The following is a 15,842-nucleotide window of genomic DNA, read 5'->3' as shown; positions in this document are numbered from 1 at the left end:
AGAAACGCGCCTACATCTACCTCGGCACCCTCACCCTCGCAACCCTCCTCATCTGGCTCCGCACATGATCCGAGAAACAGTGCCTAGTAGGGCCTGTTGCGAAAGTCGATCTTGCCCCGCTCCGACTGTGGGTGTCCCGAGGGCTTCGGCTCGTTGTCAGTGGCCCGGTCTAGGGTGCCGATCATGACTGCTCATTCTGAGAAGAGCTTGTTCTCGGGGCTCGGCCGTATGGTTGTTCTTGTTGACGACCTCGATGCGGCCCTGGCCTTCTACCGCGGCGCTCTCGGTTTCTGTGTCCTGCACGACCAGACGGCAGATGGTTATCGCTACTTGCATATCGGAGTGCCCGGCCAGGAGGTGGTCGGCCTCTGGCTCATGACCGCCACCAGCGACCAGGAACGCGAGCTGATTGGCAAGCAGTGCGGCGGTCAGCCTCTGCTCGTCCTGTACACCGCCGATCTGGATGCGGTCCGCGAACACCTGCGCGGGCACGGGGTGCGGGTATGGAACGAACGGGAAGACGCCGACAGCCGGTCGCTGCACCTGGCCGACCTGTACGGGAACGTGATCATCGTGGCGCAAGTGCGCAACCCGGCAGCGTGATGCTGCCGGTCACAGCCATTCGTTGATGACGGCGACCAGCACCGTCGCCTCGTAGCGGACGGCCAGCTTGTCGTATCTCGTGGCCACGGCCCGGTGCCTTTCAGGCGGTTGATCCCGCACTCCACGGCGTGCCGCTTGCGGTAGTCGATCTTGTCGAACTTCCGCGGGCGGCCACCGCGAGAGCCGCGTTTTTTGACGGCTGCGGACCTGGTCGGCTTTCTCCGGGATCATGCAGCCGATGCCGCGTTTCGAGGATGAGGTCATCGCCCCCCAGCGACGCCGCAGCCGACCTCGTGCTCGACGGCGCCAAACCCGCCCGGCCTTGTTGACCAGTCCGACTCGTCATTGCTGCCCGCGGAGGGGGGCAAACCTCTCAGATCCAACCCCACGTCGCCTGAAACGGCGAGGGATAACCGCAGATCCGAAATACGATCATCTTCGTCCGCACGGCCGCCGCCGTGCTACACATAGGCGCGATGAACATCTGCGTCTTCTGCTCCGCGTACTCCCTCGACGACCGCTACACGGCGCCCGCCCAGAAGCTGGCGGCTCTCATCGGAGAGCGGGGCCACACCCTGGTGTGGGGCGGTTCCGACTCGGGTCTGATGGGTGTCCTGGCCGATGCGGTGAAGGGAGCCGGCGGCAGGCTGGTGGGGATATCGGTCGAGCTGCTCGCCCACACCGTGTATCAGGGCGCCGACGAGATCGTGATAAGCCCGGACCTGGCCACCCGCAAAGCCGAGCTGTTGGCGCGCGCCGACGCGATCATGGTGCTGGTCGGCGGGCTGGGGACGCTCGACGAGGTCACCGAAATCCTGGAACTGAAGAAGCACGGCTTGCACACCAAGCCGGTCATTGTGCTGGACACCGCGGGCTTCTACGACGGGCTGCGTACCCAGCTGGCCCGAATGGAAGCCGAGGGCTTCCTTCCCCAGCCCCTGGACGAACTGGTCTTCTTCACCGAGGACGCGACCGCCGCACTCGCGTTCCTGGAGGCCGCGGGCGAGGCATCCGCCGCCTGACGCGGTCGGAAGAGGCCATCGGTACACATCTGCTCACCCGCATGGACAGGCCGGGCAGGTAGACAACCTTGCAGTCGACGTGCCTGGCGGCCTTCAGGGACAGGGCGCCGATCGAGGCGGGCTGGTCCACAATCACCAGCACGTGGCCGAACGTCGCCCGGTCAGCTTGTCGAACACGGCCCGCAACTTCGACTCGCTGGCCCATCTCAAGGCAGCGTCGTTCGATCAGGGCAATGCCCCTCTCTCCAATGATCGTCTGACGCGTCACGGTCGTGCGATCAGCCAAGGCGGGTCTTCGAACTTGAGCGTGGTCTGGTCTCGGGTGGCCTGCCGCACCGTCACTGACGGTCAGAAGAAGGGGAGTTGGGCCCTGGATGCAGGAAGCCCGTGGTCGTAAGTGATCATGACTGTTCTTTACGCAGCTTGATCACCTGGACACACGGGCTTGGACAACAATACGACGTTGCTGCTCGACCTGGACGGCCTAGCCGTGGCCAAGGTCGAGCGGCTCGCGGACGGCACCCGGCGGGTGCACCTGACCACCGCGGACGAGGCTGCACGGGCCTGCCCCTCCTGCGGGGTATTCGCCTTACGTGCCAAGGGCTTCGTACAGACCCGCCCACGGGATCTGCCCCACGGCGAGCGGGGACTGGAGCTGGTGTGGCGCAAGCGACGCTGGTACTGCACCGAGCCGGCCTGCCCCCGGAAGTCCTTTACCGAGCACGTGAGCCAGGTCCCGGCCGGGGCCCGGATCACCGAGAGGCTGCGGAACGCGGCCGGACGGCGGGTACGCGATGCCGGTTCCACGGTCGTCCAGGCCGCCCGGGACCTGGGCCTGTCCTGGCCCACGGTGATGCACGCCTTCCATTCCGCCGGACAGGAAGTGAGTGCCGCGGTACTCGAACCGGTCGAAGTCCTCGGTATCGACGAGACCCGCCGAGGCCGCATGCAGTGGCGGCAGAACCCGCAAACCAGCCGTTGGGAGCCCGCGGCCGACCGCTGGCACACCGGCTTCGTGGACGCCTTCGGCATCCAGGGCCTGCTCGGGCAGGTCGAGGGCCGCGCTCCCTCCGACGTGCTGGCCTGGCTCGCCACGACGCCGCTGCCCTGGCGCCGGCAGATCCGCTACGTCGCGATCGACATGTCCGTCGGCTACCGCGCTGCGATCCGCACCGGGCTGCCCCATGCCCAGGTCGTCGTCGACCACTTCCACGTGGTCCAGCTCGCCAACAAGATGCTGAACATCGTCCGGCGGCGGACCACTGCCACCCTGCGCGGCCGACGGGGACGGGCATCCGACCCGGAATGGAAAGCCCGGCGTCGACTCCTGCGCAACCGCGAGGACCTCACCGACGCCCAGTTCGGCACGATGTGGAACGCACTGATCGACGCCGGGACGATCGGGATGACGCTGCTGACCGCCTGGATCGCCAAGGAACGACTGCGGGACCTGCTCGCCTGCGCCCGCACCGGCGCCGACCGCCACCTCATCGGCCACCTGCGGTTCAAGTTCCTGACCTGGTGCGCGGACTCCGAGATCCCCGAAGTCCGCCAACTGGCCGTCACAGTGGACCGCTGGTGGCCCGAGATCGCCGCATTCATCGCCACCGGACACAGCAACGCCAAAAGCGAAGGCATCAACCGCGTGATCAAGCTCGTCGCCCGCGCCGCCCACGGCTTCCGCAACCCCACCAACCAACGCCTACGCACACGCTGCGTCACCACCCGGCGAGCCCGTGGACACCTCTACCCCGCCTAACTTCGAAGACCCGACAAGATCCGTGTAACGGGAGACTGTTACGCACGGTTCTGTGCGGGCCGAGGGGCGAGACTCCCCTCGGCTACTCGGCATGACGTTGGTGGCGTCGCCTGGACGGAAGGCCCTCCGAGTCAGCCGCCGGTGGAGTAGGACACGATGGCGCCGCGCCCGAAGCTCGCATCGCCGCGGTAAAGGGGGATTCCGACGGCGCCGACGGCCCAGACTGTGCGGGTGCCGGGCACGAGTTGCAGGTCGTGCAACTGGAAGTGCTGGCGCCGGTCCTCTTCGGTGATCTTTCCGGAGCGGCCGGCGACCGGCTCCGGGTCCTTGATCACGTGCCGCGTGCCGTCGGTGGCACGGTGCTGCTCGCTGCCCAGCATGCTGCCCAGGACGAGCCCGCCCGCGCCGTCCCCAGTCGCCGACACGGCGAGGTGCCTGGAAGTCTCCCCAGAGCTGTCGAGGGCCTTGGGAGCCTTCCGCCAGCGTGAGCCGTCCCAGTGCAGCGCGAACGCTGTGTCGAACTCCTGGGAACCGGTCTCGCCCGTGTAGCCGTGCAGACCGAATGCCCAGGCGTCGTCTCGGGAGAGGGCGACAACCTCGGTCAGTATGGCCTTCTCCTGTGGCTTCGGCTTGGGGGAGTGGTACTCGGGCGTCGTAACCTGCCGCCACTTCTTCCCGTCGAAGTGCACGATCGCGGGCTGGCGGCGATGGCGGACATCCTCATCCGAGGGGTCCTCGCGTGCGTCGCCCACCGCCCAGACGTCGTCCGGGCCACTCGCGGACAGCCAGCCGACATAGTCGGTGGGCAGGGGGTGTTCGGTCCATCGCGTGCCGTCCCAGTGGTGCGCGACAGGACCGTCCGATGAGGCGTCCAGTGCCCATACATCGTCGGGTGCCACGACTTCTACGTCCCGCACGTAGAAGTCGACCGCTGTCCTGCGCCACCGGTGGCCGTCCCAGCGCAGTGCCCCCGCCCCTCCGTCTTTGCCGACGTCGCCGAACAGCCACACGTTGTCGGGACCTGAGGCCTCCAGCTGGCCGCCGGCAAGAGTCCCGCCCTCGGAACGCAATGGCGTCGGCAATTCGGCATGGCGCCAGGTGGCGCCCTTGCGGTGCAAGAGGAAGCTGTCCTCAGAGTCGTCTTTCCGCTTCTCTGTGCTCAGGGCCCAGCCCTCGTCCTTTGACACGGCGGCTATGTCGAACACGTCCGCGTCGCGGGACGCGCTGACGTAGTCAAGCCGCCAGCGTGAGGAGTCCCTGCCTCCGCTGTCGCATCCGGTCGCCATTGGCAACAAGACCGTCGCCACCACCGCCACCACCGCGCGGTGCAGTACACGCGTTCTGCCACCGCGCCGGATCTCCCTTGGCCCCGAGAACATGCCGCGAGAGTAAGGCCCCCGCTCCGGGAGGGGTCCCCAAGCGCCGCAGGCGGTTTCAGCTATGGAACGAACCTCCTGAGACAGCACAGCTAGGCAGCGGACGGTTCCTAACCCGTTGGGCTCGTCGCGGGGTTGACGAGGACCGGCACAGCGCTGTGTGACGAAGCGTGGCGCGCGCCTCGGTGGACACCTCGCCGGCGTACGCCAACGACCTCGGCGCGGACCGCTCCCTGGTGGCGGTCACCGCGAGGAACAATAGGTCCAAAGGCGATAAGGACCCCACCGATTGGATGCCGCCTGCTGAGTACGTGGGGTGTACGTACCTCGCGGACTGGGTCGCGACGAAGTTGCGCTGGAACCTGGCCGGGGACCCGGCGGAGCGCCAGACGCTGACCCGCATTGCCGAAGGCTGCGACAACACGGTGCTGGAGGTGGTGCCCGCCCCGTAGGACCGGGCGTAGCCGCCACTGTCGTCGGCGGTTGGGTTGGGGGGCTGTCCCTTCGAACTGCCGCTGATCGGCCGTCGCGAGGAACACGAGGCGGGAGATGGCGTGCGTGATCAGTCTGGCGTGCGGTCGTGGCCTGCGGCTTTGCGTAGGCTTTCCTCCAGCGCCGCCATCAAGTCCACGGCCGGCTCCGGCTAGGCGGGCGGCATGAGTTGGCTTCCGGATGCCTTCGCCGCGACCAGCTGCTGAAGTGCTGCGGCGTAGTCGTCGTGCAGCGCGGTGAGGTCGACGCCGGGCAGCTGTGCCATCAGCAGGGAGGCGAGCTCCAGTTCCTGCCCCGGTGACCGGTGTGGTTGATCCGACGCCGGTCGCTGTACGGGACATGAACTCGCTGAGAAGTAAGGGCCGTTGCGACTACGTTGTGCGAGAGCCATTGGACGCGCAGCGGGAGGATGCTCTCCATGGGGGACGACGACTCAGCACGGCAGCTACGGGCCAGGATTGATACCTCAGTGCCGCACTCGGCGCGGATCTGGAATTACTGGATAGGGGGCAAGGACAACTACGAGGTCGACCGCGAGGCGGGAGACCGGGTGAAAGAGGTGTTCCCGGGCATCGTTGACGATGCCCGTCACACCCGGGCATTCCTGGCGCGCGCTGTCCGCTACCTGGCGGGCGAGGCCGGCATCCGGCAGTTCCTCGACATCGGCACGGGCCTGCCGACCGCCGACAACACGCACGAGATCGCCCAGCGGGTGGCGCCGGAGTCGCGGATCGTTTACGTCGATAATGATCCCCTGGTGCTGAGGCATGCCCAGGCCCTGCTGACCAGTACCCCCGAGGGTGCCTGCGACTACATCGATGCCGACGTGCTGAACCCGGAATTGGTCCTGGCGCAAGCCGGCAGAACGCTGGATTTCAGCCGCCCCATCGGGTTGATGATGTTGGGGATTCTGGGCAACGTCCCTGACTACCAAGAGGCGCGGGCGGCCCTGAAGCGTCTGCTGGACGCTCTGCCCTCGGGCAGCTATCTCGTGGTCAACGACGGCACGACCACCAATGAAGAGCGGAACGAGGCTGTCCGCCAGTACAACGAGACCAGCGGCAGCCCTCATCCCTATACCAACCGAAGCCCAGAGCAGATCACCGCGTACTTCCGCGGGCTGGACCTCGTGGAGCCCGGTGTGGTGCCCACCTCCACATGGCGGCCCGGTCCCAGCCCGTGGCCGACCAGCGACGTAGCGGTGCTGTGCGGTGTGGGTCATAAGAACTGACGCTGCCGTCGCGTGAGGTCGGCACCGGGGCAGGCCGCCGCTGCGTTCGCATGCGGTAGCACCGCCCCGGCCCGCCGCCGTTCCCCCGAGGCCAGGGAGGCACCGGGCTGATGCCGGCAGCACACCGCCTATCGCCGCTTGGTGATCGATTGTCAGTGGCGGGATGATGGGGATTCTTGGAATTCGTCAGTGACGCTCTTCCCTCCACTTCGTCCGGTTTTGGAGGGAGCGGAGAAGATGACGAGCATGAGCGTCTGCCGCTGAACCCGATAGCCCACGAGGACGGCAGGCCGTTGTCAGAGGTGACTGCGATCGTTTGCTCATGGATGAGTGGGTTGAGCAGGTCGACGAGCAGGACCAGGAATCTGCCGTCGTGCTTCGTAGTGAGGCCGTCCGCCGGGGCTTGCTGCACCGGGTCGCCGTAACGATGTGCCGTGATCGAGACGGGCGGTTCCTCGTGCATCGACGGTCCGAGCATGTGTCCCGCTTCCCGGGACACCATGAGGTCGCGGTTGGCGGGGCCGTCGCTGTTGGCGAATCCTATGAGGACGCTGCGGCCCGGGAGTTGGCGGAGGAGCTTGGTGTTCGGGCATCCGTCCGCTTTGTGACCAAGTTCCTGAATCGGAGTGGCCTCAGTCCTCACTGGCTTGGTATCCACGAGGCGGTCATCCCGGTCGAGGTCAGGCCCGATCGCAACGAGGTCGTGTGGCATGGCTGGCTGGCGGAGAGCGAACTGTTTGGCTTCATGGAACAGCAGTTGTTCACCCCGGACAGTGGTCAAGTCGTTGACCGGTATTTCACTCGTGTCCGGCCGGGGCCGCCGACCTGTCGGTCGGCGGCCCCGGGAGATCGGTGACGGTCGGTCTGGAGTGATGTGCTGCTGGGGAGGACCGGTCACGGGGTTCTGCGCATCGGGATGACGTCTGGTGTCCTCAGGTGGCGGGACCGGCCTCAACGACTGTGGCAGCAGCATCGGAACCGAGTCCTGTACGTGCTGGGGTGAGGGCAAGAACGCCGGTGCCGTGCACCGGCGTATCCGCCGTCAACGTGAGCGGACTGGTGCCCAGCGCTGCGGCGATCTCGGGCGCGAGGTCGAACGCAGCCCCCTTCCACTCGTCTTCGGCCTCGTCGTCGCGCGTGCCCTCGTCCCACGTTGGCGACAGGCCCAACTGCTCCCGTCGCGCTCTTTCCAGTGGCAGCGGTTCGCCCAACGTGGAGAGCGCGTCGTTGTCCTCCCCGGTCGCGCAATAGCGCCGCAGCACGTTGCCCCGCTCGGCGATGAGCCAGGCCGAACCATCGCCCTGCCAACCGTAGTAGTACGCCTGCGCCCGGCCGTAGCGCGCGCTCAGTTCCGTGCACAGCCGCAGCACCTCGTCGCCGCGCTCACCGTCGCACGGATCGCACCACGGGCCGATGACCAGCGTCCATCCGTCGACTTCGGGGCTTACGTACACCCGAGCAAGTCCATCGGGATTTCCGTCTGCTTCACCGTGGCCGTCCTCCTCGATGAGCGTCTCGGCTTCCGCGAACGTCACAGGGACGGGCCGGATCAGCCCCAGCACCTTCATAACTCCCGCTTGATCACCAGTTGGTACCGCGATCCAGTAGAGCCAGCATGTCGCCAAGGGCCTTGGCTGATCTTGCGTCGAGTGCACGGACACACATTGCCATGCTCGAGACGCACTCCGGTTCCGAGGTTAAAACTCAAGCTAAAGGGATCCCCGACCGAACGATGCTGGCGGAGCAGACAGACAGGACCAGCACGGCTGCTGTCGAGGAGCTGCCCTTAAACCAGTGGCGTCCCCGTCGACGAGCCTCATAGCTTGTGCGCTCGTGACAGATGATCCGAAGACGCGCCCGAATCGACATGACCTCGGCCGAGTGTTCAACGAGGTGCCGGAGCTTTACGACCGGGTCCGGCCGGGATACCCCGACGAGTTGTTCGCGGACCTTGTCACCGTCACCGGCATGGACGAACGGTCGTCGGTGCTGGAGGTGGGCTGCGGTACCGGCCAGGCGACGCGCTCGCTGGCAGAGCTCGGATACTCAGTGACCGCCATCGAGCCGGGCGAAGAAATGGCCGCACTCGCTCGCCAGCGGATCGCCACCTTCGGCAACGTCGAAGTCGAGACGTCGATGTTTGAGGAGTGGGACGCCCGCGGTCGACGCTTCGATGTCCTCGTGGCTGCGTCGTCGTGGCACTGGGTCGACCCGTCGATCGGCTGGCAGCGAGCGCACGACGTGCTCTATCCCGCAGGCTGGATGGCACTGCTCGGCAACGTCGTTGTCCGCCGGCCGGGAGAGCCGGAGGTGTACGCCGAGACCGCCGATCTCCACGAGCGGTTCTGCCCCGGGAACCCCGGCTGGGGTCATCCTCCCCTGGAGGATGACGTGCGCCCCACCGACGAGGGCTGGGGACTGGTCGACGATCCTGGCGGATTGTTCGGCCCAACGATCGTGCGCTGGTACCCGACCGTTCAGTGGTTCAACGGGGACGGCTTTGCCGATCACCTTCGCTCGTTGTCGCTGTACCGGAGGCTCGACCGCGACGTCCGTGAACCCCTGCTCGAGGCCATCGCCGAGCGCATCCGCACGCGAATGGGCGACCGAGCATCACGCCGTTACCTGAGCGTCCTCCGTGTCGGACAGCGCGCCGAGTGAGCCCAGTGGTGAAGGACTGCAACTGGACTGGCTGCTCGCCGAACGGGGCTGCCGCCGCCTGGAGCGTGGTGTCGCTCAGATCGTGCGTCCGGCGATCGTCGCGTTCGCTCTGCATCACCTCGGGGAGCTGCTGCCCGACCTCACCGAGGAGCAGTGGGCCAGGCAGGTCGCCTTCTTCCGACATCAGCGGTCAGCGGGTGAAGGCGTCGCGGTTCGCGTCGACCATGAAGCCGCGGTGCCGCTCGTCGTTGGTGCGGCCCCACTTCCCGTTCGAGTAGTACACGAAGTAGCCCGTGGCCGGGTCGCGGAAGTCGATGTGGCAGCCGCCGCGGATGTGATCGCACAGACAGGTGCACGCCTTGTGATCGGCTTCCCAGCCCAGCCCGGTCGGCCCGTCACCGAGAAGGCGGATCAGTTCGGGGCAGGGCGGGCCGTCGGTGGCCTCCAGCCGGAAGCCGCCCATGGAGCTCCACGCGTCGGTTGCGTTGATCTCTCCCGGTCCTGCGGTGGCACGGATGCGGCGCAGCAGGGGGGAGAAGATGGGCGCCTCTTTCACGGGGAAGGTGCTGGCCGCGGTGTGGGTCGCTCGTTCGTCCGAGGTCCAGTCCAACTGGTCCTGCAGGAGCTGGTAGTCGCTGCGCAGCAGGTCGACGACGCGCTCCCACCAGCGGGGGTTGAAGCCGGTGAGCAGGATGCGGGCTGGCGTTCCCGGGCGGTGCAGGCAGATGCCGCCCTGCTCGCGGCAATACCGGAGCCCGGCTACACCTGAGACGTGGTTGTGGGGATCACTGCTGTCGTCCGCGACCGAGCGGGGGAGCAGCATGTCAGCCCAGTACCGGATCACGTACGGCTCGGCCAGCATCCGAATGCCGAGCAGCTCTGGTTCCGGCCGGACGCTGACGATCCCCAGGGGATCCTGCGAAACTCCGCCGATCTTGCAGGCGGCGAGGAACACGGCGGCCTCCAGCTCCGCCTGCTCCGGATGACGTGCCGCAGGGATGGCCAGCGGTTCTCCTGCGGGGCTGACGAGCGAGTGCAGGGATTGATGGGGTTCGCCCGTGCAGCGACGGCGGTCCTCAGTGGCGGCCAGAGCTGTCTGGTGGCTCATTGATGCCTGTTCCGCGCCGGCTCGGCCCCCGTCGATCAGCGCTGTGTCTGCGTGGTCGTGCGTCCGATGCCGTTCGTGGTGATACTTCTGGCCGGTCCTCGGCAACGGAGCTTGCGGGGGCTGCATCCGTCGCGCGGCCGGGCGTTCACAGGCCCGCACTGATCCAAAAGCACCACCCCATATCGGGTCAAGGGGACACGTCATGGAAAAGCGGACCAAGAGTGTCAGTGCTGCGCCGTAGCGTGTGGCTCTATGACCGCCGCCTTGCGCACAGCGGCTGACCTGCTCGACGCCGCTGAAACTGGCTGATGCCGGAGCGGCCGGTGGCGGGCCCCGCAGGTGCGCACGGTGCCAACTGCGTACCGCTTCCGCACTCAGCCCAGGTCTGCTACCACCCTGCTACCATGCGGTTGTGACTTCCACCAAAAAGCAGACACAGGTCCGGCTGGAAGAGGACGTGCTCTCGGCCGGCAAGGCCGCCGCAGCCGCCCGCCGACTGGACTTCAACAAGTACGTAGAGCGGCTCATCATCGAGGACACCACCGGCGCCCGCGCCGCTGGCATGACCGCCGCCCAGCGGCTCATCGATGAGCACGGCACCTTCCTCGACGACCTGGAGCAGCAGCTCGACGCCCCGTACGCCGATCCGCAGCCGGGCGCCGCCGCGTGATCCTGCACGTCGACGAATCCTGGATCCTCGAAGTGGCGGAACGGGCCGGCCACCGCGACCCAGCCGCCGACGACTACGGCGTCCCCATCGCAGCAGTCGCCCGCCACCGCGGCGAACTCCTCGAGCACCCCGTCTACGACGGCCCCTACGCTCGCGCCGCCGCCCTGGTGCATACCCTGGGCTGCTGCCGCTGGCTGGAGCGCTCCAACCTCACCGTCGCTTGCGCCGTTGCTGTCATGTATCTCGAGGCCAGCAACATCCCCGTCAACCCCACTCGCGAACAGCTCACCGCACTCGCCCACGAGCTGAACAACCCGCGCTGCACCGCCGCCCGGATCGCCGCCTTCCTGCGCACCTGGAAACCCTGACTACGCTCCGTCCGGTGGAGACGTTGCTGATCATCACGGCTGCCGTCCTGTGGGGCGCCAGCGCGGGTCTGCTCATACCCCGCGCCGCGTACCGACTCTCCGTGCCACCCGAGGAACCGTGGCGAACGGCGTGCCCTGCCGGACATCCCCTCGCCGGGATGGGGAACGGATGGCTGGGGCGGACCCGCTGCGCTCACGGGGACTCGTACGGCCCAAGCACGCCCACCGTCGCCGCCATCGCGCCCGTGGTCTGCGCGATTCTGGCGGTCGCATCCGGATCCCGACCCGAGCTGGTGGTCTGGCTGCTGCTCGTTCCGATCGGCGTGCTGCTTGCCGCCGTGGACTTCACGGTGGCCAGGGCCTTGACCTGGGCCACCTGCAGCGCGGTGAACGAGGGTGGCCGCCCTGACCGCTCGCGGTCGAGGCCTGCCAAGGCACCGAGGGCAGCATCCGCACACCGTTCAAACGGCACCGCTACGGGACGAAACTGTCCCGCCGACAGAAGCGCGTCAACCGCGGAGACGCCCGGATCCGTGCCCGGGGCGGACGCGTCAGCGCGACTCTCAAATGCTGAAGGATCCTGACCAGGCTGCGCTGCAGCCCACGCCGCGCCACCGCGATCGTGCGGGCCATCACACCCGACATCAGGGCCCAGGGCTCGGGCTCAGGGCAGCGCCGGGGCACCGGAGTCGCGGAGGGCGTGGCGCAGGGTGTCGAGTACGGAGTCGTTGTCCTCGATCATCCGGTCGATCGACTCGGCCTGGGGCCACTCGTCGATCCGGTCGAGGCCCCAGAACTGCGTGTCGGACAGCGAGCCGTTGCTGGCGCGCATCAGCTGGACGTCCAGATAGGGATAGTCGCGGGCGTGGGCGCGCAGCCAGCCCTCCAGGCGGAGGTACTCGGCGATCTGCCGGTTGATCCGTTCGACGCGACGGGGCGCGCTGGGCGCGGTGCTCCGGCGGTCGTCCGTCCGTATCTCGTCCAGCACCCGCCCGGAGCCGCCGTCGTCACTGGGTGCGGGGATCTGCGCGAGAGCCGCCACGGTGGGGGCGATGTCGATGTTCTCGGCGTACGGGATGCTGTTGCCCTTCGCCACTCCGGGACCCGCGAAGACGAGCGGGGTGCGCCAGGAGTCCTCGGCCTGGACGGGGTGCCAGCCGAACCGTGACTGGCCGTCGGAAAGCAGGACGAGCAGCGTGTCGTCGACCATGCCGAGCCGCTCCAGCCCGTCAAGGAACGTACCCAGTAGCGCGTCGGCTGTGCGCACCACCGCAGGGTACGGAGATCCCTTGGCGTAGATATCGCGCGCCCAGGGCTCGCCGGCCGGGGCGCCCGCGACCTCCTGACTGGCCGCGTTGGTGTCCTGGAGCAGCAGCCGCATAAAGGTGAGGTCGTCGTGCTCGCGGAGCAGGCGCAGGCCGAGGCGTACGTTGTCCTCGTCGGTGTCGTCGCCGTTGAGGCGGATGAAGTCGAAGCCGGGGTTGAGGGAGCGGTACGCCTCGCTGTTGGCGATATGCGCCGTGAACCCCCCGAAGCCGTGCTGGAGATAGCGCTGCTCGTGCGAGGGGCGGAGAAACAGCGAGCCCGCGAAGGTCGTCGGGTTCGGGAAGGACGTGGTGGACAGCGGCAGATAGCCGCTGATAGTGGGGTGCCAGGGCGAGATGAGAAGGGCCTCCTTCACCTGGGTGCCCCGCTCCGCCAGGCGCTGGACGTTCACCAGGCCGAGGCGCCGGGGTGCCTCGTGGTGCAGGCTGTCCATGTGGAACAGCACCACGCGCCGCACGCCGCCGGAGGGCCGTACGGCGCGAGCGGCGGCCCGCGCCTCAGCCGCCTCGGCCGTCCCGCCGGCCGCCAGGACTCCCGTACTGCCCGCCGCCCCGGCGCCGGCAAGCTTCAACACACGCCGACGACTGGGCGCCGACGAGACCTGATCCGTACGCTCCGCACACATAACGTCCCTCGCCCTTTCCTGACTGCACACGGCACTGCTGCGCCAGGCTGTCGGACACGGACGCTCTCTTGCGCATCCATAGCACAATTGACCGCCAGTAATACGCGGTGCATATCGTGGGCGGGTGGAGCTGAGACATCTACGGGCGGCCGTAGCCGTCGCCGACCATCTGCACTTCGGCCGCGCGGCGGCCGAACTGGGCATCGCGCAGCCGCCGTTGAGCCAGGCCGTCAAGGCGCTGGAGCGCGAGCTGGGCGTCTCGCTTTTCGACCGGGACACCCGCCATGTGCGGCTGACCCCGGCCGGGGAGCTCTTCGTCGCCGACGCGCGCGGCGCGCTGGCCCTAGCGGCGCGGGCGGAGACCCGCGCGCGTTCCGCCGGGCGGGGCGACATCGGCGAACTCTCCATCGGCATGGTCGGCTCCGCCACGCTCCAGCCGCTGCCCGCCGTCCTGCGCGCCTACCGCACCCGCTACCCGGACGTGGTCGTACGCTTCAGTGAACTCCCCACGGCCACCCAGATCGAGCGGCTGCGCGCACACGCGCTCGACGTCGGCTTCGTCCGCCCGCCGCTCCCCGCACCCGCCGACGCGGAGTTCGCTCTCCTTCCGGTCTCCCGTGAACCGCTGCTCGTCGTACTGCCCAGCGACCACAAGCTGGCCGGCCAACAGCGCCTGCATATCCGCTCGCTGGCCGGTGAGCCCTTCGTACGCTTTCCCCGGAACCTGGGCGTGGGCCTCTACGACCAGATCACCGCCCTCTGCCGGCACGCGGGCGGCTTCGAGCCGAGGGTGGCGCAGGAGGCGATACAGATGCAGACGATCGTCGGCCTGGTGGCGGCCGGCTGCGGCGTCAGTATCGTCCCGGGCTCGGTCGGCGCCCTGACCGGCCTGGGCGCCGTATTCGCCGAACTGATCCCCACCACGTCACCGACAGAACTCGCCCTGGCGGTCCCGCGCCACGGCGTCTCACCCGTCGCCGCGAACTTCGTGGCCGTCACACGAGACATCACACACGCCCCGAAGACCGGCTGAACACTCCAGCGCGGGCATGCGCGTCCGTCGGAAATCCAGGTCCGCGAGAACTCCGGCTGGAGGAAAACACCGACACGCTCGATCGACGACGGCCTGCCCCTCGTCGAGGAAGCAGCGACTGACAGTGGGTGCACACCCTGGGCGGATACCAGCGCGTTCTCCATCGGCGTGACCGTCTGCGATGACGCGCGCGCCCGGGCCCGGTCCTTCCTGCAGAACCTCGGACGGGAGCACCACGCCGCGTGATCCGCGTCCTGCTCGACCACACCTGCATCATGGCGCTCGCCGACGGCGACGAATTCCTCAACGGCCTGTACGTCGAAGCCAGCTACGGCTACGCCGAGATCGTGGTGCCCGCCCTGTCGGCCACGGTTGCCGAGCGCAAGAAGCCCGGCGTCGGCCAGCATGTCCTGGGTCGCCGCTTCACGACGGTCGACGACTTCACCGGCGCCCACGCCCTGGTGGCTGGGGCGTGGAAGCAGGCGGACTGGCGAATTCTGCACCCGGCCGCCTCGGTGATGGTGGCCCGGCAGACCGGCCAGGACTCCACCCTGCTGTCCCTGGATCCTGATCTGTACGCCGGCATCGGGGTGAGCCCGCTCAACCCGATGAGCCCCTGACACCACCGTTCCGTTGTGCCTCAGCCGTAGGCCGGGCGCTCCGGCGCTGGCCGGCGAGATAGCAGGATGGCCGAAACGCCCTTCTTGCTGCGGGCTGGGTGCATACGAGCGTGGCGTTGCTGGGCAGAGACAGCTCCGAAGCGAGCGACAGCCGCGAGGGGGCCGGATCTCTGTGGACTGGGCAACGACCGTGACCACCGTCGGAGGCGTGGCAGCCGCACTGGTCGGTGTGCTGGCCGGCTCGCTACTCACCAGCCGGGCCGAGCGCATGCACTGGTCCCGGGACAAACAGATCGAAGCGTGCGCCGCGATCGTGGCCGAGTCCACCCGCATCCAGCTCGCCCTGCGCCGAGCGTGGCATGACGGCGATCCGGTGGACTGGGTGCCATGGAATGTAGCGCTGGGAACGATCTGGCTGGTCGGCAGTCCGGCCGTCGTCGCGGCCGCGGCAACCATGGATGAAGCTTTCTGGGATCACAGTGACCAGTTCATCCAGCAGACCGCCACCAGTGAGGCGGCCTGGGGCTTGGCCAGGGACCGTATGGAAGCCGCCCGGCTGCACTTCATCAACGCGGCCCGCACGCATGTCGATCCCCGGCACGTGCGGCTCACGCAGGTACCTGTCAGCCGCCCCCCAGCTGACCCACCCGACCGTCCCCAGCGCCGACCAGCAGCCTGACGAGCGCCCAGCGCAGGACACCTCCGATGCCTGACCCCGAGATCCTCGCGCACAGGAACGCGTGCAGCGCAGTGAGCCGTCGGCAAAAACACAGACCCCACGAGCTTGCCGTACGGCTTGGCCTCGCAGGACGGGCTGATTGTCAGTGGCTGTTGTGTGGATCCGCCCGCCGGTTCAGCGACTAGTACTGCAACGGTGCTTGTCGTGACTGCTGGCCAGGTCGGTCGTTGGTGTGGTTATGGGTGGGGACCTTGACGATGTCAGGCTGT

At 67.9% G+C, this 15,842-nt stretch carries 17 protein-coding genes and 3 pseudogenes; 13 read left to right on the top strand and 7 right to left on the bottom strand.

The window, feature by feature from the left end; all coding sequences use genetic code 11:
• Positions 1 to 183: 183 nt before the first annotated feature.
• Positions 184 to 603 (top strand): VOC family protein, encoded by a 420-nt coding sequence (locus tag GAS53_RS52440; protein WP_151484896.1) that lies wholly within the window; start codon positions 184 to 186, stop codon positions 601 to 603.
• A gap of 9 nt (positions 604 to 612) precedes the next feature.
• On the opposite strand, the pseudogene GAS53_RS58885 reads toward GAS53_RS52440, so the two are convergent.
• A pseudogene (locus GAS53_RS58885) lies at positions 613 to 852 on the bottom strand (IS5 family transposase); the annotation flags it as partial.
• 227 nt (positions 853 to 1,079) lie between these two features.
• Here GAS53_RS58885 and GAS53_RS52430 point away from each other — a divergent pair.
• On the top strand, positions 1,080 to 1,625 hold the full coding sequence (locus GAS53_RS52430; RefSeq protein ID WP_151484895.1) for an LOG family protein: 546 nt from the start codon (positions 1,080 to 1,082) through the stop codon (positions 1,623 to 1,625).
• Positions 1,626 to 1,662: 37 nt separating this feature from the next.
• Here the strand turns inward: GAS53_RS52430 and GAS53_RS52425 are convergent.
• Positions 1,663 to 1,823: pseudogene (locus GAS53_RS52425) on the bottom strand (IS110 family transposase); the annotation flags it as partial.
• Between the two features lie 247 nt (positions 1,824 to 2,070).
• On the opposite strand from GAS53_RS52425, the gene GAS53_RS52420 reads away from it, so the two are divergent.
• On the top strand, positions 2,071 to 3,384 hold the full coding sequence (locus GAS53_RS52420) for an ISL3 family transposase (protein ID WP_151484894.1): 1,314 nt from the start codon (positions 2,071 to 2,073) through the stop codon (positions 3,382 to 3,384).
• Positions 3,385 to 3,515: 131 nt separating this feature from the next.
• Here GAS53_RS52420 and GAS53_RS52415 read toward each other — a convergent pair whose 3' ends face one another.
• Positions 3,516 to 4,670, bottom strand: coding sequence for a hypothetical protein (locus GAS53_RS52415; protein ID WP_151484893.1), 1,155 nt, complete (start codon positions 4,668 to 4,670; stop codon positions 3,516 to 3,518).
• Positions 4,671 to 4,945: 275 nt separating this feature from the next.
• On the opposite strand from GAS53_RS52415, the gene GAS53_RS52410 reads away from it, so the two are divergent.
• The 3 genes from GAS53_RS52410 to GAS53_RS52400 all read left to right on the top strand — a co-directional run bounded on the left by GAS53_RS52410 (position 4,946) and on the right by GAS53_RS52400 (position 7,339).
• On the top strand, positions 4,946 to 5,212 hold the full coding sequence (locus GAS53_RS52410) for a hypothetical protein (protein WP_192583694.1): 267 nt from the start codon (positions 4,946 to 4,948) through the stop codon (positions 5,210 to 5,212).
• Positions 5,213 to 5,670: 458 nt separating this feature from the next.
• On the top strand, positions 5,671 to 6,483 hold the full coding sequence (locus tag GAS53_RS52405; RefSeq protein WP_151484892.1) for an SAM-dependent methyltransferase: 813 nt from the start codon (positions 5,671 to 5,673) through the stop codon (positions 6,481 to 6,483).
• A gap of 322 nt (positions 6,484 to 6,805) precedes the next feature.
• Positions 6,806 to 7,339, top strand: coding sequence for an NUDIX domain-containing protein (locus GAS53_RS52400; RefSeq protein WP_151484891.1), 534 nt, complete (start codon positions 6,806 to 6,808; stop codon positions 7,337 to 7,339).
• Positions 7,340 to 7,415: 76 nt separating this feature from the next.
• Here the strand turns inward: GAS53_RS52400 and GAS53_RS52395 are convergent, their stop codons facing one another.
• Positions 7,416 to 8,051, bottom strand: coding sequence for a hypothetical protein (locus tag GAS53_RS52395; protein ID WP_192583693.1), 636 nt, complete (start codon positions 8,049 to 8,051; stop codon positions 7,416 to 7,418).
• A 265-nt stretch (positions 8,052 to 8,316) separates the two neighbouring features.
• On the opposite strand from GAS53_RS52395, the gene GAS53_RS52390 reads away from it, so the two are divergent.
• Positions 8,317 to 9,144 (top strand): class I SAM-dependent methyltransferase, encoded by an 828-nt coding sequence (locus GAS53_RS52390; RefSeq protein ID WP_192583692.1) that lies wholly within the window; start codon positions 8,317 to 8,319, stop codon positions 9,142 to 9,144.
• Positions 9,145 to 9,334: 190 nt separating this feature from the next.
• On the opposite strand, the gene GAS53_RS52385 is transcribed toward GAS53_RS52390, so the two are convergent.
• Positions 9,335 to 10,252: a hypothetical protein gene (locus GAS53_RS52385; RefSeq protein ID WP_151484890.1), complete on the bottom strand. Its 918-nt coding sequence runs from the start codon at positions 10,250 to 10,252 to the stop codon at positions 9,335 to 9,337.
• A gap of 412 nt (positions 10,253 to 10,664) precedes the next feature.
• Here GAS53_RS52385 and GAS53_RS52380 point away from each other — a divergent pair, with 412 nt between their 5' ends.
• On the top strand, positions 10,665 to 10,922 hold the full coding sequence (locus GAS53_RS52380; RefSeq protein ID WP_225859674.1) for a hypothetical protein: 258 nt from the start codon (positions 10,665 to 10,667) through the stop codon (positions 10,920 to 10,922).
• The gene (locus GAS53_RS52375; RefSeq protein WP_151484888.1) at positions 10,919 to 11,290 is read left to right on the top strand and encodes a fic family toxin-antitoxin system, toxin component; all 372 of its coding nucleotides are present in this window, start codon (positions 10,919 to 10,921) and stop codon (positions 11,288 to 11,290) included. Before GAS53_RS52380 ends, GAS53_RS52375 begins: the two co-directional genes overlap by 4 nt.
• Before the next feature lie 193 nt (positions 11,291 to 11,483).
• On the opposite strand, the gene GAS53_RS58205 is transcribed toward GAS53_RS52375, so the two are convergent.
• Positions 11,484 to 11,723 (bottom strand): helix-turn-helix domain-containing protein, encoded by a 240-nt coding sequence (locus tag GAS53_RS58205; protein ID WP_151484887.1) that lies wholly within the window; start codon positions 11,721 to 11,723, stop codon positions 11,484 to 11,486.
• Between GAS53_RS58205 and GAS53_RS57395 the strand changes: the two are divergent.
• Positions 11,721 to 11,924, top strand: a pseudogene (locus tag GAS53_RS57395) (IS5/IS1182 family transposase); the annotation flags it as partial. The gene GAS53_RS58205 and the pseudogene GAS53_RS57395 overlap by 3 nt on opposite strands.
• A 30-nt stretch (positions 11,925 to 11,954) precedes the next feature.
• On the opposite strand, the gene GAS53_RS52360 reads toward GAS53_RS57395, so the two are convergent.
• The gene (locus GAS53_RS52360) at positions 11,955 to 13,190 is read right to left on the bottom strand and encodes a sulfatase-like hydrolase/transferase (RefSeq protein WP_151484886.1); all 1,236 of its coding nucleotides are present in this window, start codon (positions 13,188 to 13,190) and stop codon (positions 11,955 to 11,957) included.
• A 175-nt stretch (positions 13,191 to 13,365) separates the two neighbouring features.
• Here GAS53_RS52360 and GAS53_RS52355 point away from each other — a divergent pair, with 175 nt between their 5' ends.
• From GAS53_RS52355 to GAS53_RS52345, 3 genes are all read left to right on the top strand, one after another.
• Positions 13,366 to 14,274 (top strand): LysR family transcriptional regulator, encoded by a 909-nt coding sequence (locus tag GAS53_RS52355; protein ID WP_151484885.1) that lies wholly within the window; start codon positions 13,366 to 13,368, stop codon positions 14,272 to 14,274.
• 242 nt (positions 14,275 to 14,516) lie between these two features.
• Entirely contained in the window at positions 14,517 to 14,894 is a 378-nt protein-coding gene (locus tag GAS53_RS52350; protein WP_151484884.1) for a PIN domain-containing protein, read from the top strand.
• A gap of 208 nt (positions 14,895 to 15,102) precedes the next feature.
• A complete protein-coding gene (locus tag GAS53_RS52345; protein WP_225859673.1) occupies positions 15,103 to 15,573 on the top strand; it encodes a hypothetical protein in 471 nt (156 codons plus the stop codon).
• The last annotated feature ends 269 nt before the right edge of the window (positions 15,574 to 15,842 follow it).

The sequence above is a fragment of the Streptomyces albicerus genome (assembly GCF_008905045.1).
GTDB classification, from domain to species: Bacteria; Actinomycetota; Actinomycetes; order Streptomycetales; family Streptomycetaceae; genus Streptomyces; species Streptomyces albicerus.
The sequence above is the reverse complement of the archived record's forward strand: the minus strand, read 5'-3'. Positions and strand labels throughout refer to the sequence as shown.